The organism is Mesorhizobium sp. M8A.F.Ca.ET.181.01.1.1 (assembly GCF_004792025.1).
Classification (GTDB): domain Bacteria; phylum Pseudomonadota; class Alphaproteobacteria; order Rhizobiales; family Rhizobiaceae; genus Mesorhizobium.
The window spans coordinates 16,624-31,045 of the sequence record NZ_SRTV01000010.1 but is presented as its reverse complement, the minus strand read 5'-3'; the positions used below and the strand labels follow the sequence as shown (position 1 = coordinate 31,045).

Sequence of the window (14,422 nt, the reverse complement as noted above, 5' to 3'; positions counted from 1 at the left end):
GCGTGTCGGTTCACTTAATCAACCCAGAGTTGCTGGAATGACCGCAAAGCACACATCATGTGGATCAGAGCATGCCTCCTCTAGGGATTGTTCGTTCTGATCGCTGTTAATTCAGGCAGGATCCGCCGGTCGCGGCGCAGCAAAGTCCCCAGATCCCCCTCACCAGATGATTGCTGGTAAGAAAAAAATTTCACTGTGAGGAGAATACTTGGTCTTTCCGGCCTGTCAAGAAGGTTTCGGTTGGCATGTAATCGAGGCCTGACACCAAAACATGCGCGTGGCGGTTTGTGTCCCGCCTCCGTGTCAAACGAGAGGTCAAGTCGATTGCTCCGCGTGTTTCTCGGTTCGAGGTCGCAACATTTGGATGGTGCCTCTGGGGAGTGTTCTCAACTGGTCGTCGGCGAATTGGGTGCTCCTTGGGCGGGTTTCAGGATGCTCGTTTCTAAGCACACGGCCTTGCCGACAACAGCCATCCTGCACCTGCCCGACTCCGAGCAGGTGCGTGACTGTGTGTGGTTGAGATCGATCGGTTTGCTGATCAACTCCAGATGCAGAAACCACGCAAGGATGGCTGCGCAATCGGAATTTAGAACGCCACACAGGCCTTGGATGAGGAACAAAGGTCGGGGCCCACTGCCCGGCGATCTCATATACTTCGGCGTGTGGGCTCATCCTAGTCGGATGAGTCTGAGGAGAAAGCGTCCGGCAGCAGAGCGGACGCCCCTGAGCGGCCGGAATGTTGCAGAGCAAATCTTCGCAGCACGGGACGGCGGCGGCATGGAATGGCGTGCAGATCGGCGGACTGCTCTGAGTTCATTGCGGCCACATCGAACTGCCCCTGAGGGGGTCAAACTTGCATAACATGCTGGCCTGAACTTGGTCTGGTCTCCAGAGTTCACTTCGGAACTCAGTAATGGCCCGGCAATCCGGTGACTCTCGCTGCCAACTTAAAATCAGACGTTCTGCACCAAGGACTCGCTGCATCCTCTTCAATGGCCGACAATGGATTTCGACAAAGGCCGGAAGACGACCGGGCAGGTCGCTACGGGCGGGTGCGATCACCCGCGACGGCAGCCTCACAGATATTGCTAGCCGCGTCTTTCGGTGAAGGGTTCGTTTCCGGTTGGGCGCGCACCACTCTCGCGCTCAAACCCCGCAGTGCCTTCGAAGTCGAAGAACTTCTGAATCGCGAGTGCCGAAGCGCCTCGGGACCAGACGTTGTTGTCCCAGTCAATTTCGATCGGCGGCGGGGTCGCGAACGAGGATTCGCGGACAGCGGCAATGAGGGGCTCGATAAGCGCCGGGCCAAAACGAACCGCTTCTCCGCCGACGATGACGACTTCCGGGTCGATGAGATCGATCAGGCCGCTGAGCCGGTGACCGATCTCGCGGCCGACTTCGCTGAGATAGTCCAGAGCGAGCCGTTCGCCTGCTTCGATGGCCTGCTGTAGGTCGGCAGGGAGCTTGCGGGAGCGCTTGCTGATTTCAATCCAGGCGCTGTCCATGGCTGGCTCGGAGAGACGCCGATCCCAATTCAAGCGGTCCTGCGTCGCAATCGAGTCATCGCCGTCCTTGACGGGGAACCCGATCTCGCCAGCCGCGGATCGCGCCCCACGATGGATCTGGCCATTGAAAATCAGCGCCGCCCCGACGCCCGTGCCTATGATCAACACCAGCACCGAACTGCGTCGCCGTCCGTGTCCGAAGAGTTGCTGGGCTATGGCGAACGCATTGACGTCGTTGTCGACCCAGACGGGTACGCTGATCTGCGACGCGATCATTTCCGCGATCGGCACGTCCCACCATCCCAGGCGCTGCGAGACCAGACAGACGCCACGGTTGACGTCGACCAATCCTGGCATCGCCATGCCGATGCCGACAAGTTTCTGCCGGCCTTCGCGCCGATCACCCATAAGCGTGGCCACGCCCTCCTTGACGGCATGGGCGACGGCCACGGGGCCGTGGTCGGGGAGCGGCAGTTCGCAGGCGCCAATCGTGCGGGTGGAAAGGTCCGTGAGTGTGCCCTCCAGCCGGCCCTCCGTCAGCTTGAACCCGATGGACCAATGTCTGGCATAGTCGATGCTGAGTGGTATCGGCCGGCGGCCGCCGCTGCTTTGGGTGCTCTTGCCTTCCAAGACGATGCCTTCGTCAATCAGTGCGGCCGTAACACCGGTAACCGCGGCTGGGCTCAGACCTGTCATCGCAGCTATCTCGACCCGGCTTAGATCACCTTCCCGACGCAGGCAGTTGAGTATCAGGCGCCGGTTCATCGCCCGCGTCGTATTTTGGTCCGCCTTGAGTTTCATGACTTACTTCATTCTGTGAATTAAGTATTGCATTAGCGCGCATGATGCCCTATGAAGGCTGAAGAGATCAAGCCGCGTAACGATGCGGCAGATCGCTCCCGGGGAGGGGTTCCGGACCGAGCTAACACGACTGTTGCCGCCCATGGGCAGCAACAGCAGGTGATTTTTGCAATGCACGCCTCTTTCCCGCGAGGGCATGGAGCATCGTCTCCAGTTTGCCCTCGACGGCGGAGCTGTGCGCGGAGAACAGGCGGCTATGGCACCACAACTCAGATCGTCTTCGCCAAGCGCCCAATGGGCTACGATCCGCGTCGACGCGCATCAGGCGTCGGACAGTCCATCCGTCTGGGCGGATGGCGTGGTTACGCCCGACTTCAAGGGTTTTGGCGGCTGCTTCAACGAGCTTGGGTGGAAGGCCCTTTCGCATCTTGACGAAAACGAGCGCGGCGAGGTGCTCGGTGCCCTGTTCTCGGACGATGGCTGCGCCTTCAACTATTGCCGGCTCCCGATCGGGGCCAACGATTACGCGGAGAGTTGGTACAGCCACAACGAGACCGAGGGGGACTTCGCCATGGAGACCTTCTCGATAGCCCGCGACCGGCAATATCTGATCCCTTACATCAGGGCCGCGCGCGCGGTGCGTGGCGACGATTTCCATCTCTTCGCCTCGCCGTGGAGCCCGCCGACCTGGATGAAGTTCCCGCGGGCGCATAACCACGGAACGTTGATCTGGGAGCCGCGCTATCGCCACGCCTATGCGAATTACTTCGTCCGTTTCGTCAAGGCATACGAGGACGAGGGGATCGCGATCAATGCGGTGCACGTCCAGAACGAGCCGAACTCGGATCAGAAATTTCCTTCCTGCATTTGGACAGGCGCGAAAATGCGCGACTTCATCCGCGACGATCTGGGAGCTGCCTTCAGGTCTGCCGGCCTTGATGCCGAGATATGGGCGGGCACGATCGAGCGCGGCGACTTCAATGACTGGGCGGGCACCATTCTGTCGGATCCGGCTGCGGCCTCTTTCGTGAAGGGGATGGGATTCCAATGGGCCGGCAAGCACGGCGTGCAGCGAACGCGCCAGGCCTTTCCAGATCTGCCGATTATTCAGACCGAAAACGAATGCGGTGACGGCGCCAACAGTTGGGATCAAGCCCACTACGTCTTCGACTTGATCCAGCATTACCTGAGCAATGGAGCCGAGGCTTACCTTTACTGGAACATGGTGCTGGAGCCCGGAGGCGTCAGCACCTGGGGCTGGCGCCAGAACGCCATGGTGACCGTCGATCCCACCACGCGCAGCGCCATTTTCAATCCCGAGTTCTACGTCATGAAGCACTTCGCCGGCTTCGTGCGACCGGGCGCGGCCGTATTGAAGACCGGTGGCCCGATGGCCGCAAACACCCTGGCTTTCCGCAACCTCGATGGCGGCGAAGTCTTCGTCGTGCAGAACGCGCAGGATATCGAGAGGACGATCACGGTCCGGGGCAGCCGTGAATCGGCAACTTTGAACCTCGCCCCCTTTTCCATAAGTACGCTCACTCTTTGAAACCAAGCGGCGGGCGCCAAGCCCGTTCTCTAGGGAGGAAACCGAAATGAAAAAATTGTCATGCTTGCCCATGCTGGGGGCAGCATCGCTTCTGGCCACATTCTTTGCATCTGCGGCGTTCGCGGATGTGACGGTCCACGTTCTTCGGCCAGAGGTACCGAATACCGAAAAGGCCTATCACCAAAAAATGGCCACGGACTTCGAGAAGTCGCATCCAGGTGTCGATATCGCTTTCGAATACATCGCCAACGAGGCCTACAAGCAGAAGCTTACGACGCTGCTGCAGTCGGATCAGAAACCGGACCTCATTTTCAGTTGGGCGGGGGGCGTGCTCACGCAACAGGCCAAAGCCGGCGTTCTCCAGGACATCTCCGCATCCGTCACCAGCCAGTGGTCGGCGTCGATCGCTAGCGCCGGATTGTCGGCGTTCACCGTCAACGCAAAAGTCTATGGCATGCCGGTCAACGCGAGCGATGTGGTGTTTTGGACCAATCTCGATCTCGCAAAGAAGGCTGGTGTCGACCCTGAAAGCATCAAGACCTGGGATGATTTTCTGGCAGCGGTCAAGAAGGCAAAGGAGGCTGGTGTCACGCCGATCATGGTTGGCGGCAAGGACAAATGGCCACTGCACTTCTACTACGGCTATCTGTGGGTGCGTGAGGCGGGCAAGGACGGAATGGCCGCGGCCATGGGCGGCGAAGGCGACGGTTTCTCTGCCGCGCCCTTCGTGAAGGCTGGCGAGGACTTCAAGAAACTCGTCGATCTGCAGCCCTTCGAGGCTGGTTTCATGGATACCACGTTCGAGCAGGCGACGGGCCAGTTCGGGGACGGCAAGGCCTTGTTTCATCTCATGGGTGATTGGGAGTACGGGACCGAGAAGCAGAATTCGGTCAGCGGCAAGGGCATTCCGGACGACAAGCTCGGAACCATACGCTTCCCTGCGGTCGCAGGTGGGGCCGGCGAGGCGACCGACACGTTCGGGGGCATCAACGGTTACGCGGTCATTGCCGGAGCACCACCGGAAGCGGTCGAATTCCTGAAATACATGACCGACACCGAAAATCAGAAGCTGGCGGGCGCCCAGGGTCTCTTCATACCGATCGCCAAGGGCGTGGAAGAGAGCATTGCGAATCCCTTCTTCCGCAAGATGTCCGAGGCGCTCGCTGTCTCGAAGTTCCATCAGATCTTTCTCGATCAGGCGCTCGGATCCGATGTCGGGGCCACGGTCACGGACGTGGCCGCGGATCTGGCCCAAGGCGTCGTCACGCCAGAGGCGGCGGCAAAGACCGTGCAGGACGCCTGGTCCATGCGCTGATGGCTTTGACCGGGCGCGAACCACGCGCCCGGTCTTTCAATCCATCCAGGGAGGATGAAAATGACCGAGCTTGCTGCGCCCGGACTAGCTCCGAGCATGCGTAGTGGAAGGCGCTTCACCAGCCAAACCAGCGCCCTCCTTCTGATGTTGCCGCCCGCGCTGGTGCTTTTCACATTGTTTGTGGCGTTACCTCTGTTCGACGCCGCGTACTACAGCCTGTTCAAGTGGGACGGCTACGGCACACCGACAGATTTCATCGGTCTGGACAATTTCAAGCAGGCCCTGGGCCATGCCGTCTTCTGGCAAGCAGTACGCAATACGCTGATCGTGCTTGCGGTTTCCGTTTTCGTTCAGCTACCCATCGCGTTGGGCCTCGCCTTGCTGATCTACGAGAAGACCCCTGCCAATACGCTGTTTCGCCTCATCTTCTTTCTGCCTTTCATCCTGGCCGAGGTAGCTTCGGGCCTGATTTGGAGTTTCGTATTCGACGGCAACACGGGCGTGGCTGCCGCTCTCTTCCATGCGCTGGGAATGGAGCCCGTTTTCATTCTCGCGGATCGCCACTGGGCATTCGCGGCCATTACGCTGGTCGTCGTCTGGAAATATTTCGGGTTTCACATGATGATCTATATCGCCGCCCTGCAGGGCGTGCCCAAGGAAATGCTCGAGGCGGCACGGCTGGAAGGTGCCGGGCGCTGGGCGATCGTGCGCCATGTCCAGGTGCCGATGATCGCCTCGGCCATCGCCGTGTCGGTGTTTTTCTCCATCGTCGGCTCCTTGCAACTCTTCGACGTTGTGATCCCGCTCACCAATGGTGGCCCGTCCAACTCCACGCATACGATTGTCACCTATCTCTACACTTTCGGCCTCACCCGAACGCGTATCGGCTTCGGAAGTGCAGTCGGCGTCATGCTGTTCGTCACCGCTGTCGCTTTCGCCGTTCTCTACCAACGCCAGATTAGCAAGGGGAGCCGGTCATGAATGCGTTCAGATTTCTTCCAGCGCTTGGAAAGGCCGCCGTCCTGCTGGTCTTCACCGGTTTCGTGCTGGGGCCGTTAACGGTCGCCGTCTTTGGCGGCTTCAAGACCAATGGCGAACTCCGCGTCAATCCCTTTGGCATCCCGCAGCAATGGGACTTCGAGTTCTACGCGGCCATGCTGGGCGATCCGGCGTTCTGGCGCTACATGGGAAACTCGCTGATCATCTCGCTGTTGACCGTGTTTTTGACCCTGATCGTCTCAGCGGCGGCGGCTTATGTCTTCGCCCAGATCCGCTTTCTTGGGTCGAGAATGATGCAAGCCTATCTGCTGGCGGGTCTTGTCTTTCCGTTCGCCACCGCGATCCTGCCGCTATTCATCAAGGTGCGTGACCTCGGGCTGCTCGACAGCTACTGGGCCGTTATCCTGCCCCAGACAGCTTTTGGCCTTTCGCTTTCGATCATGCTGTTCAAGACGTTCTTCGAACAGTTGCCGAAGGATCTCTTCGAGGCGGCACATGTCGAAGGCTGCGGCTATGTCCGGTTCTTCTGGCAATTCACGCTGCCCCTCTCGACGCCGATTCTGGCGACCGTCGGGGTGTTCGTGTTCGTTCAGAGCTGGAACAATTTCCTGCTGCCGCTCGTCGTCATCAACTCGCGGGAACTGTTCACCTGGCCACTCGGAATGATGCAGTTTCGAGGCGAATATCTCTCGGAGTGGAACCGCACCCTGGCTTTCATATCCCTGACCATTCTGCCTGCGGTCGCCTTCTTCATCGCGGCCCAGAAATACATCGTTGCCGGACTGACGGGAGGGGCGGTCAAAGGCTGACCGTTTCTGTCGGACACCAAAGAAACCTAGGGAGGAATTCATGGCCGCCGTCGAACTTTCGAGCATCAACAAGACCTTTGGTTCTGTCGAGACCATACCCAACCTGACGCTCTCCATTCCCCATGGCTCTTTCACCGTGCTGGTCGGTCCGTCCGGTTGTGGCAAGTCCACACTGCTCCGGATGGTCGCCGGCCTGGAACAACCGACGAAGGGATCGATTGCCATCGGCAATCGTGACGTCACCCACGAGGAACCGTCGAAACGCGGCATCTCGATGGTCTTCCAGTCCTATGCGTTGTTTCCACACATGACCGTGGAACAGAACATCGACTTCGGTCTGCGGCTCGCCAAGGTTCCGCAGGCGGAACGTGAAGCGCGCGTCGCAGCCGCTGCCGAGGTGCTGCACCTCAAGCCTCTGCTGCAACGCAAGCCGGCGGCACTCTCCGGCGGCCAGCGCCAGCGCGTCGCCATCGGGCGCTCGATCGTCCGAAACCCGGAGGTTTTCCTGTTCGATGAACCGCTTTCCAATCTCGACGCGGCACTGCGTACCCAAATGCGTGTTGAACTCGCGGATCTGCACAAGCGGCTTAACGCGACGATGATCTATGTCACCCACGACCAGGTCGAGGCGATGACACTGGCAGACCAGATCGTCGTGATGAATGCCGGGCGTATCGAGCAGGTCGGGTCGCCGATGGAACTCTACGACGCGCCAAACACCTTGTTTGTCGCTACGTTCATCGGATCTCCGCGCATGAACCTGATATCGGGAGAGAGTGCAAAAGCCGAAGGCGCCGCCACGATCGGCGTACGCCCCGAACATATCGCAATAGACGACGCCAATGGCATCTGGACGGGCAGGTTGCGTTTCGCCGAGCATCTCGGCAACGAGACGATCGCCTATGTGGAGTCGGATGAGGGCGAAATTACCATACGCCTCGCAGGGCATCATGGCCTCACGGACGGGACGCTACGCATGACACCTGACCGGCTGCACCTGCATCGCTTCGATGAGAACGGCCGGCGAATTTCGGCTGTAAACTGACTTTGTCCCGCAATGTAGAAACTGCAGCTGGCCCCGAGGACGGTCCGCTCTTTCCAAAGGCTTCCGGCGCTACCGTGCGATATCTCGCGCCATTTAAAGGAGTTTTCCAATGACCACCGATTTCTTCGGGGGAATCGAGTCCATTCGCTATGAGGGGCCGGATTCGACCAATCCGCTGGCCTACCGCTTCTATAACCCGGATGAGGTCGTGGCCGGCAAGCGGTTGGAAGACCATCTGCGCTTCGCTGTCGCCTACTGGCATTCCTTCGCCTGGCCGGGCGGTGATCCGTTCGGTGGCCAGACCTTCGACCGTCCCTGGTTCCCCAAGGCCGGCGGTGTCGACACGATGGAACTGGCGAAACTCAAGGCCGATGTCGCCTTCGAGATGTTCTCGCTGCTTGGCGCGCCCTATTTCTGCTTCCACGACGCCGACGTGCGGCCGGAAGGCAAGGACTTCTCCGAAAGCGCTGCCCGCCTCGACGAGATCGCGGACTACTTTGCGGACAAGATGAAAAGGACCGGCGTCAAGCTGCTTTGGGGCACGGCGAACCTTTTCTCCAACCGCCGCTTCATATCTGGGGCCGCCACCAACCCGGATCCCGATGTGTTCGCCTATGCGGCGGCGACGGTGAAGAGCTGCCTTGACGTCACCAAGCGGCTCAAGGGCGAGAACTATGTGCTGTGGGGCGGCCGTGAGGGCTATGAAACGCTGCTCAACACCGACCTTGGGCGCGAGCAGGAACAGGCCGGCCGCTTCCTCAACCTCGTCGTCGACTACAAGCACAAGATCGGCTTCAAGGGCACCATCCTGATCGAGCCGAAGCCGCAGGAGCCGACCAAGCACCAGTATGATTACGACGTCGCCACTCTTTATGGCTTCCTGAAGCGCTTCGGACTGGAGAAGGAGATCAAGCTCAACATCGAGCAGGGCCACGCCATCCTCGCCGGCCATTCCTTCGAGCACGAACTGGCGCTGGCCAATGCGCTCGGCGTGTTCGGCTCGATCGACATGAACCGCAACGACTACCAGTCGGGCTGGGACACCGACCAGTTCCCCAACAACGTTCCGGAGATGGCGCTGGCCTACTACCAAGTCCTGCAGGCCGGCGGCTTCAAGACCGGCGGCACCAATTTCGACGCCAAGCTGCGCCGCCAGTCGCTCGACCCGCAGGATCTGCTGATCGGCCATATCGGCGGCATGGATTCCTGCGCGCGCGGCCTCAAGGCCGCCGCCCGCATGGTAGAGGACAAGGCGTTGTCCGCGCCGCTGGCGGAGCGCTACGCCGGCTGGAACACGGCCGAGGCCAAGGCGATGCTGTCGGGCAAGCGCACGCTGGAGGAGATCGCCGAGCGCGTCGTCAAGAAGAAGATCGAGCCGCAGCCAAAGTCCGGCCGCCAGGAATATCTGGAAAACATCGTCAACCGCTACGTCTGAAGGCGGAAAGCTGACAGATCACGCTCCATTTCGCGCCTGGATCGGCGCGGCTATTTGGCGAAGACGGCGGCCGCGTCAGGGGAGCGTCCAGCGCATGGCATTGTGGTAATCAGGCCGTTGCGGGACGCGCCAGAGCGCGCGTCGGCGCCACCACTGTCGGCACCTCGATGCTGCGACGCCACTTTGAAAAACGATCGCGGCCAGCGGAGGCGGAATGCAATGCAGCGGCCCTGTCATCGCCGGGCCGGGTTTCGTCGTCTCGGCTTAGTCTGAATGGTCAGCTGCGCTCTGGAAAGCGAATGTTGGCCAGCCCTGCGGCACTTCGTGGAGCAAAACGCATCAATACCAAAACGGTGCTCATCAACCGAGATAGGCCCGATGCAGGATATCCGGTTGCTGTTGAAGATTCGCGGGGGTGCCGCTGAAACTGAAACGGCCACGCGACATCACGTGGGCCGCCTGAGCATTTTTCAGCGCGAGTGCGGTAAACTGCTCGATCAGGAGTATGCCGGTACCGTGCTGGGCCAGTCTGCTCAGCACATCCATCAGCCGCTTGACGATCAGCGGTGCAAGGCCGAGCGACATCTCGTCGGCGAGAATGAATTTTGGTTGCGCGACCAGACCTTGGCCGAGCGACAGCATCTGTTGCTGACCACCAGACAGCGTACCCGCGCGCTGTTGCTTTCGCTCGGCCAGTTCGGGGAAGATCGTGTAGACTTCCTCGACGGCTTCGGCTGCACCTCTTGCAGACAGCTGAAAACCGGCGGCTTTCAAATTGTCGTCGACGTTGAGGCCGTTGAGCACCCGGTGCCCCTCCGGCACGGCGGCGACGCCAGCCGCGCGGATGGCTTCGGGCGATTTGCCGGTGAGCGGTTTGCCGTCGATTTCGACTGTGCCTGCCGCGATCGGGATCGCACCGGCGAGCGCCAAGACGAGTGAGCTCTTGCCGGCGCCGTTCGGGCCGAGAAGGGCAGTGATGTGGCCGCTTACCAGCGTGAAGGACAGGTCCTTGACGACACGCTTGCCGCCCCGATCAATCGCCAAATCACGAACTGTCAGGATGCTCATGCGGCGTCTTCCATGCCGAGATAGACGGCGCGGACTTTCTCATCGGTCAGCACGCTGGCCGTGTTGCCAACGGCGATCAACGAACCAAAATCGAGCACCATGGTCTCCCGACAAACCGCCTGGATCAAGTCGACATCGTGATCAATCAGCAGCGTGATGGATCTGGTTGCGTCGTGAATGCTGGAGATGACTTGCCGCAATTTCTCGACCTCTCCCTGGGAGAAGCCTGCTCCCGGTTCATCCAGAAGGATCACCCGTGGGCGTCCCACGACGCAGCGCGCGATTTCGATCATCCGACGCTCAAAAGCATTCAACCCTCCAGCCGAGACTCGGCGTAGCACCGAGAGCCCGACGAATTCCAGCGCGGCAGCCGTCGCATTCAGCCGCTCGGTCGCCGACAGTCCGAGTTGGTCAAGCAAGACGAGGACGTTGTCCTCCACCGTCAGTTCGTCCACCACCTGTTCCTTCTGAAAGGAACGGCGCAGGCCCCAGCGAGCCCGCCCATGTGGTTTCATCGGCAGTATGTTGGTGTCCATCATGTGGATTGAGCCGCTTTGGGGCAGAACGAAGCCGGACAATACGTTGAGAAGGGTCGTTTTGCCGGCCCCGTTTGGCCCGATGATACCGCAGACCGGCTGTGTGAGTTCGACGGTGACCGCATTGAGCGCGGTAACTCCCCCGAAGGCAACGGATAGATTCTCGATCGAGATCATGCGGAGGGCTCCGTCTTGCGCAACCGCTTCAAACCATCCGACAGCTGTCCGGCCAGCCCCCTGGGAGCCGTGGAAAGCGCGTGAATAAGGGCAAATCCGAAGATGATGTAGGCCGCGTTGCCGTCCACGCCGAGGTTGTTGAGGAACGCCGGGAGGAGCCGATAGAGCAGTGCCGCGATCACAGCGCCATACCAGTGCCAGGCGCCGCCGACGACCGTCAGCGCGAAGATCATTACCGATTCCGCGGGCGGGAAAGAGCGTGCATCAAGCAGTTGGAGATTGCCCGCGAGCAAGGCACCCGCAATGCCGGCGAGAAACCCGGAAAGGGCAAAGCCCCATACTTTATAGAGCGTCACATTGACACCCGCGGCCATGGCGGCGGCCTCGCTTTTGCGAATAAGCGCCCAACCACGGCCGGCGCGGCTGCGTTCATGGATGTCGATCAACAGGAAGCTGACGGCCACCACGATCAGACAATAGCTGAAGAAGGCCGCGTCCGATTGTGCGATCGCCGGCCGTGGCAGATAACCGATCGCCTTGACTTCGAAACCGGCAAAGCCGCCACCCCCATTGGGGAACTGAATGACATTGATGAGGATACCGAAGCCACCCGCCGCCATCAACGTGATGAGCGCCAGATAAAGGCCGCGCATTCGCAGCGCCGGATAGGCGAGGATCATGCCGATCAATCCGGCAAAGAGGCCGCCAGCAAGAAGGTTCAGTTCGAATGGCAGTTTGAAGCCATGGCCGAAACGGAGCGCCACCCAGCCGCCGCATCCCATGAGCGAGACCTGGGCCAGAGACACAAGGCCGAGACGCCGATAGAGGACCGCGATGCTGGCGGAGGTCAGTGTGTAGATCGCCACGGCGGTCAAGACTTTGAGCCATAAGGCGCTTGCGACAAACGGCACCACGATGGCCGCGCCGACGAAAAAAAGCTGCGGTGCATAGCGGCCGGACGAAAAGCTGGCCGGGCTCATGCCAGAAGGGGCCAGAAGTCCGGAAAGAGGCTTTTGCGCTGCTTGCATGCTCTCAGTCCTGTCCGGCAAAGGTCAGCCTACGGCCGCGCTGGAGCCACATCATGGCAAGGATAGCCACGATAAAGGGCGTTGCGACGCGGAACGGCGCGAACGGCTTGTAGAGTGTGACCACGCTTTCAAGGACGCCGATGGCAAGGCCGCCGGCAAAAGTCGCGGGTATGGATGTAAGGCGACCGAGGATGGTGGTCGCGATGATGGGAATGACGAGGAAGGTCAGCACTGCGGGGTCAAGTCGCACGAGGGATGCAAACATCAAGCCAGTGAAACCAGCGAGCACGCCTGAAATGGCCCAGGCGATCGTCTCCACCCTGATTACCGGCGTACCCAGGATCGATGCGACCTCACGGTTGTCGGCGAGCGCACGCATCATCAAACCAATGCGGGTGCGTATCAGGAAGACACCCATTCCGATGGTAATGCTGAAAGCTGCAAGCAGTGACAAAATCCGGATTCCGGTGATTCTCAGACCTAGGATCGACATGGAGGCCCCGTCGAGGGTGAGTGTCAGCTTGCGCGGTGTAACCACCCACAGGAGGTTCATGGCGCCGAGCAAAGCGAGGGCAAACCCGAGCGTAGCGACCGCCTTGACGATGGGTTCGCGATGCGCGAGGCCCGGCGCGATCAGCCGGCCATAGGAGACGGACAGGGCGAGGGCGATCCCGATGCAGGCTACCCAGGCAACGGGCTCGGGCCATTGCCATTCAAGCAGTTGCCAGGCGACCACGGCGCCCACGGCGCCGATGGCGCCGTAGGCAAAATTGAGCACGCCGGTGGCGCGGTTGAGCAGCACCAGCCCAACCCCGCCGAGTGCATAGAGTGCGCCGACGGCAAGGCCGGATACGAGAAACAGGCCAAGGACGTTCATGTCTTCGCCGATCAGTTTGCTATGCCGAGGGCTTTTTCCGCGGAGCGGATAGGATCGAGATACGCGCTGTCGACGTCAGTGCAGCCGCCGACGACCTTGAAGCCGTTGCCCGAAATCTGAACCATCATGTTCGCATGGTTGGGCATGTGCCGGTCGGCTTTGCCAACGTAGTAGGGGCCGCAGAGCAGGTCCGAGGTCTCGTTCTTGATTCCCCGGATCGCCTCTGAGACCGATTTGCGATCAATGGTCGCCGGATCGAGCTTCAGGAGGGCATCGGTGAAGAAGCGGGCGGAGAGATAGCCCGACTGGCTGAAGGTGTCGCGCGGATCCTCCGGGCGAGCATACTTGTCCATGATCGCGCGCCAGTTGCTGGCGTCTGGACCGGTGCCATCGATCGGCGTGAGCTCGATATTGACGTTCATGACACCATTCCAATAGGCGCCGAGCATGGCGGGAACCGCGGCATCATAGAGGGGTGTCGAGGATATCCACTTGAAGTTATCGCGCAGGTTCTGTTCCTCGACGGCCTTGAGGTAGGCTGCGGCCATTCCTCGCGGCAGGTTCACGAGAACGGTGTCGGCGCCGCTCGCTACGGTTTCCAGAACGGAGGCATTCATATCTGCCGCGCCCGGATCGAGCAGAAGGCTTGAGCCGGAGAGTCCTTTGGACTGCATGTACTTCTCGGTCCAGCCACAGGAATAGGGACCGACCGAGGGGATGGTGAGCCCGATGCAAACGACGTTCTTTGAACCGAGATTGGCAACGGCCCATTGGGCTGCTCCGACGCTCGAGGGCAGGGGTCCCTCATTGGTCGAAACAATGTTCTTCGATTCGAAGCATTCGGCGACGGCGCAAGCTGCCGCCATCGCCATGACATCCTCCTCTGCGTAGAGCTTGGCGTTGACGCCCATCTCAACAAAAGAGCCGTTGGCAACCAGCGCGACGACGCCCTTGTCCTTTACCAGTTTGGTCGCGACCTGGCTCGCGACTTCCGGGTTCCACTGGTCGTCTTCAACCAGATATTCGATCGGGCGGCCGTGGATACCGCCATTGGCATTGAGACAGTTGAAATAGGCGCGCGCGGCGTCGGCTGAAGACGAGAAGTCGTCAGGGCCAGTTTGGCCGACCAGGGCACCAACCCTGATCGGCACGCCGGTCGCCTTCTGACCGTTGTTCAATCCACATTGCGGTGCAGCCATGGCTGAGCCACTCGCCAGGATAAGCGCGGCCGTTGATGCCGCCAGAAGTATCGTTGTGCGTTTCATGCTTTCTCCTCCC

At 60.4% G+C, this 14,422-nt stretch carries 12 protein-coding genes; 6 read left to right on the top strand and 6 right to left on the bottom strand.

Annotated elements, in window-relative coordinates:
• Positions 1 to 1,088 precede the first annotated feature (1,088 nt).
• Positions 1,089 to 2,306, bottom strand: coding sequence for an ROK family transcriptional regulator (locus EN824_RS28090; RefSeq protein WP_135880803.1), 1,218 nt, complete (start codon positions 2,304 to 2,306; stop codon positions 1,089 to 1,091).
• Between the two features lie 196 nt (positions 2,307 to 2,502).
• Here EN824_RS28090 and EN824_RS28085 point away from each other — a divergent pair, with 196 nt between their 5' ends.
• The 6 genes from EN824_RS28085 (at position 2,503) to xylA (ending at position 9,458) form a co-directional block, all read left to right on the top strand.
• The gene (locus tag EN824_RS28085; protein WP_245521029.1) at positions 2,503 to 3,855 is read left to right on the top strand and encodes a glycoside hydrolase family 30 beta sandwich domain-containing protein; all 1,353 of its coding nucleotides are present in this window, start codon (positions 2,503 to 2,505) and stop codon (positions 3,853 to 3,855) included.
• Positions 3,856 to 3,901: 46 nt separating this feature from the next.
• Positions 3,902 to 5,170 carry an ABC transporter substrate-binding protein gene (locus tag EN824_RS28080; protein ID WP_335930845.1) on the top strand — a complete coding sequence of 423 codons (1,269 nt, stop codon included), beginning with the start codon at positions 3,902 to 3,904 and terminating at the stop codon, positions 5,168 to 5,170.
• A gap of 60 nt (positions 5,171 to 5,230) precedes the next feature.
• Positions 5,231 to 6,151 (top strand): sugar ABC transporter permease, encoded by a 921-nt coding sequence (locus tag EN824_RS28075; protein WP_135917472.1) that lies wholly within the window; start codon positions 5,231 to 5,233, stop codon positions 6,149 to 6,151.
• Positions 6,148 to 6,978 (top strand): carbohydrate ABC transporter permease, encoded by an 831-nt coding sequence (locus tag EN824_RS28070; protein WP_027030997.1) that lies wholly within the window; start codon positions 6,148 to 6,150, stop codon positions 6,976 to 6,978. The genes EN824_RS28075 and EN824_RS28070 overlap by 4 nt, the downstream gene beginning before the upstream one ends.
• Before the next feature lie 40 nt (positions 6,979 to 7,018).
• A complete protein-coding gene (locus EN824_RS28065) occupies positions 7,019 to 8,023 on the top strand; it encodes an ATP-binding cassette domain-containing protein (protein WP_135917475.1) in 1,005 nt (334 codons plus the stop codon).
• Positions 8,024 to 8,132: 109 nt separating this feature from the next.
• Positions 8,133 to 9,458 (top strand): xylose isomerase, encoded by a 1,326-nt coding sequence (gene xylA / locus EN824_RS28060; RefSeq protein ID WP_135917477.1) that lies wholly within the window; start codon positions 8,133 to 8,135, stop codon positions 9,456 to 9,458.
• A 360-nt stretch (positions 9,459 to 9,818) separates the two neighbouring features.
• On the opposite strand, the gene EN824_RS28055 is transcribed toward xylA, so the two are convergent.
• The 5 genes from EN824_RS28055 to EN824_RS28035 are packed head-to-tail and all read right to left on the bottom strand — an operon-like array spanning position 9,819 to position 14,343.
• Positions 9,819 to 10,526 carry an ABC transporter ATP-binding protein gene (locus tag EN824_RS28055; RefSeq protein WP_135880799.1) on the bottom strand — a complete coding sequence of 236 codons (708 nt, stop codon included), beginning with the start codon at positions 10,524 to 10,526 and terminating at the stop codon, positions 9,819 to 9,821.
• Entirely contained in the window at positions 10,523 to 11,239 is a 717-nt protein-coding gene (locus EN824_RS28050) for an ATP-binding cassette domain-containing protein (protein ID WP_135917479.1), read from the bottom strand. The genes EN824_RS28055 and EN824_RS28050 overlap by 4 nt, the downstream gene beginning before the upstream one ends.
• A complete protein-coding gene (locus EN824_RS28045) occupies positions 11,236 to 12,219 on the bottom strand; it encodes a branched-chain amino acid ABC transporter permease (protein ID WP_135917513.1) in 984 nt (327 codons plus the stop codon). Before EN824_RS28045 ends, EN824_RS28050 begins: the two co-directional genes overlap by 4 nt.
• 52 nt (positions 12,220 to 12,271) lie before the next feature.
• Positions 12,272 to 13,144 carry a branched-chain amino acid ABC transporter permease gene (locus EN824_RS28040; RefSeq protein WP_135917481.1) on the bottom strand — a complete coding sequence of 291 codons (873 nt, stop codon included), beginning with the start codon at positions 13,142 to 13,144 and terminating at the stop codon, positions 12,272 to 12,274.
• A gap of 11 nt (positions 13,145 to 13,155) precedes the next feature.
• Positions 13,156 to 14,343 carry an ABC transporter substrate-binding protein gene (locus tag EN824_RS28035; protein ID WP_189522233.1) on the bottom strand — a complete coding sequence of 396 codons (1,188 nt, stop codon included), beginning with the start codon at positions 14,341 to 14,343 and terminating at the stop codon, positions 13,156 to 13,158.
• Positions 14,344 to 14,422 lie beyond the last annotated feature (79 nt).

Bases quoted from the DNA above. Each gene is read 5' to 3' on its own strand.
- EN824_RS28075 (WP_135917472.1), top strand. From the start codon at position 5,231: ATGACCGAGCTTGCTGCGCCCGGACTAGCTCCGAGCATGCGTAGTGGA.
- EN824_RS28090 (WP_135880803.1), bottom strand. From the start codon at position 2,306: ATGAAACTCAAGGCGGACCAAAATACGACGCGGGCGATGAACCGGCGC.
- EN824_RS28035 (WP_189522233.1), bottom strand. From the start codon at position 14,343: ATGGCTGCACCGCAATGTGGATTGAACAACGGTCAGAAGGCGACCGGC.
- EN824_RS28070 (WP_027030997.1), top strand. From the start codon at position 6,148: ATGAATGCGTTCAGATTTCTTCCAGCGCTTGGAAAGGCCGCCGTCCTG.
- xylA (WP_135917477.1), top strand. From the start codon at position 8,133: ATGACCACCGATTTCTTCGGGGGAATCGAGTCCATTCGCTATGAGGGG.
- EN824_RS28065 (WP_135917475.1), top strand. From the start codon at position 7,019: ATGGCCGCCGTCGAACTTTCGAGCATCAACAAGACCTTTGGTTCTGTC.
- EN824_RS28080 (WP_335930845.1), top strand. From the start codon at position 3,902: ATGAAAAAATTGTCATGCTTGCCCATGCTGGGGGCAGCATCGCTTCTG.
- EN824_RS28050 (WP_135917479.1), bottom strand. From the start codon at position 11,239: ATGATCTCGATCGAGAATCTATCCGTTGCCTTCGGGGGAGTTACCGCG.
- EN824_RS28040 (WP_135917481.1), bottom strand. From the start codon at position 13,144: ATGAACGTCCTTGGCCTGTTTCTCGTATCCGGCCTTGCCGTCGGCGCA.
- EN824_RS28045 (WP_135917513.1), bottom strand. From the start codon at position 12,219: ATGAGCCCGGCCAGCTTTTCGTCCGGCCGCTATGCACCGCAGCTTTTT.
- EN824_RS28085 (WP_245521029.1), top strand. From the start codon at position 2,503: ATGGAGCATCGTCTCCAGTTTGCCCTCGACGGCGGAGCTGTGCGCGGA.
- EN824_RS28055 (WP_135880799.1), bottom strand. From the start codon at position 10,526: ATGAGCATCCTGACAGTTCGTGATTTGGCGATTGATCGGGGCGGCAAG.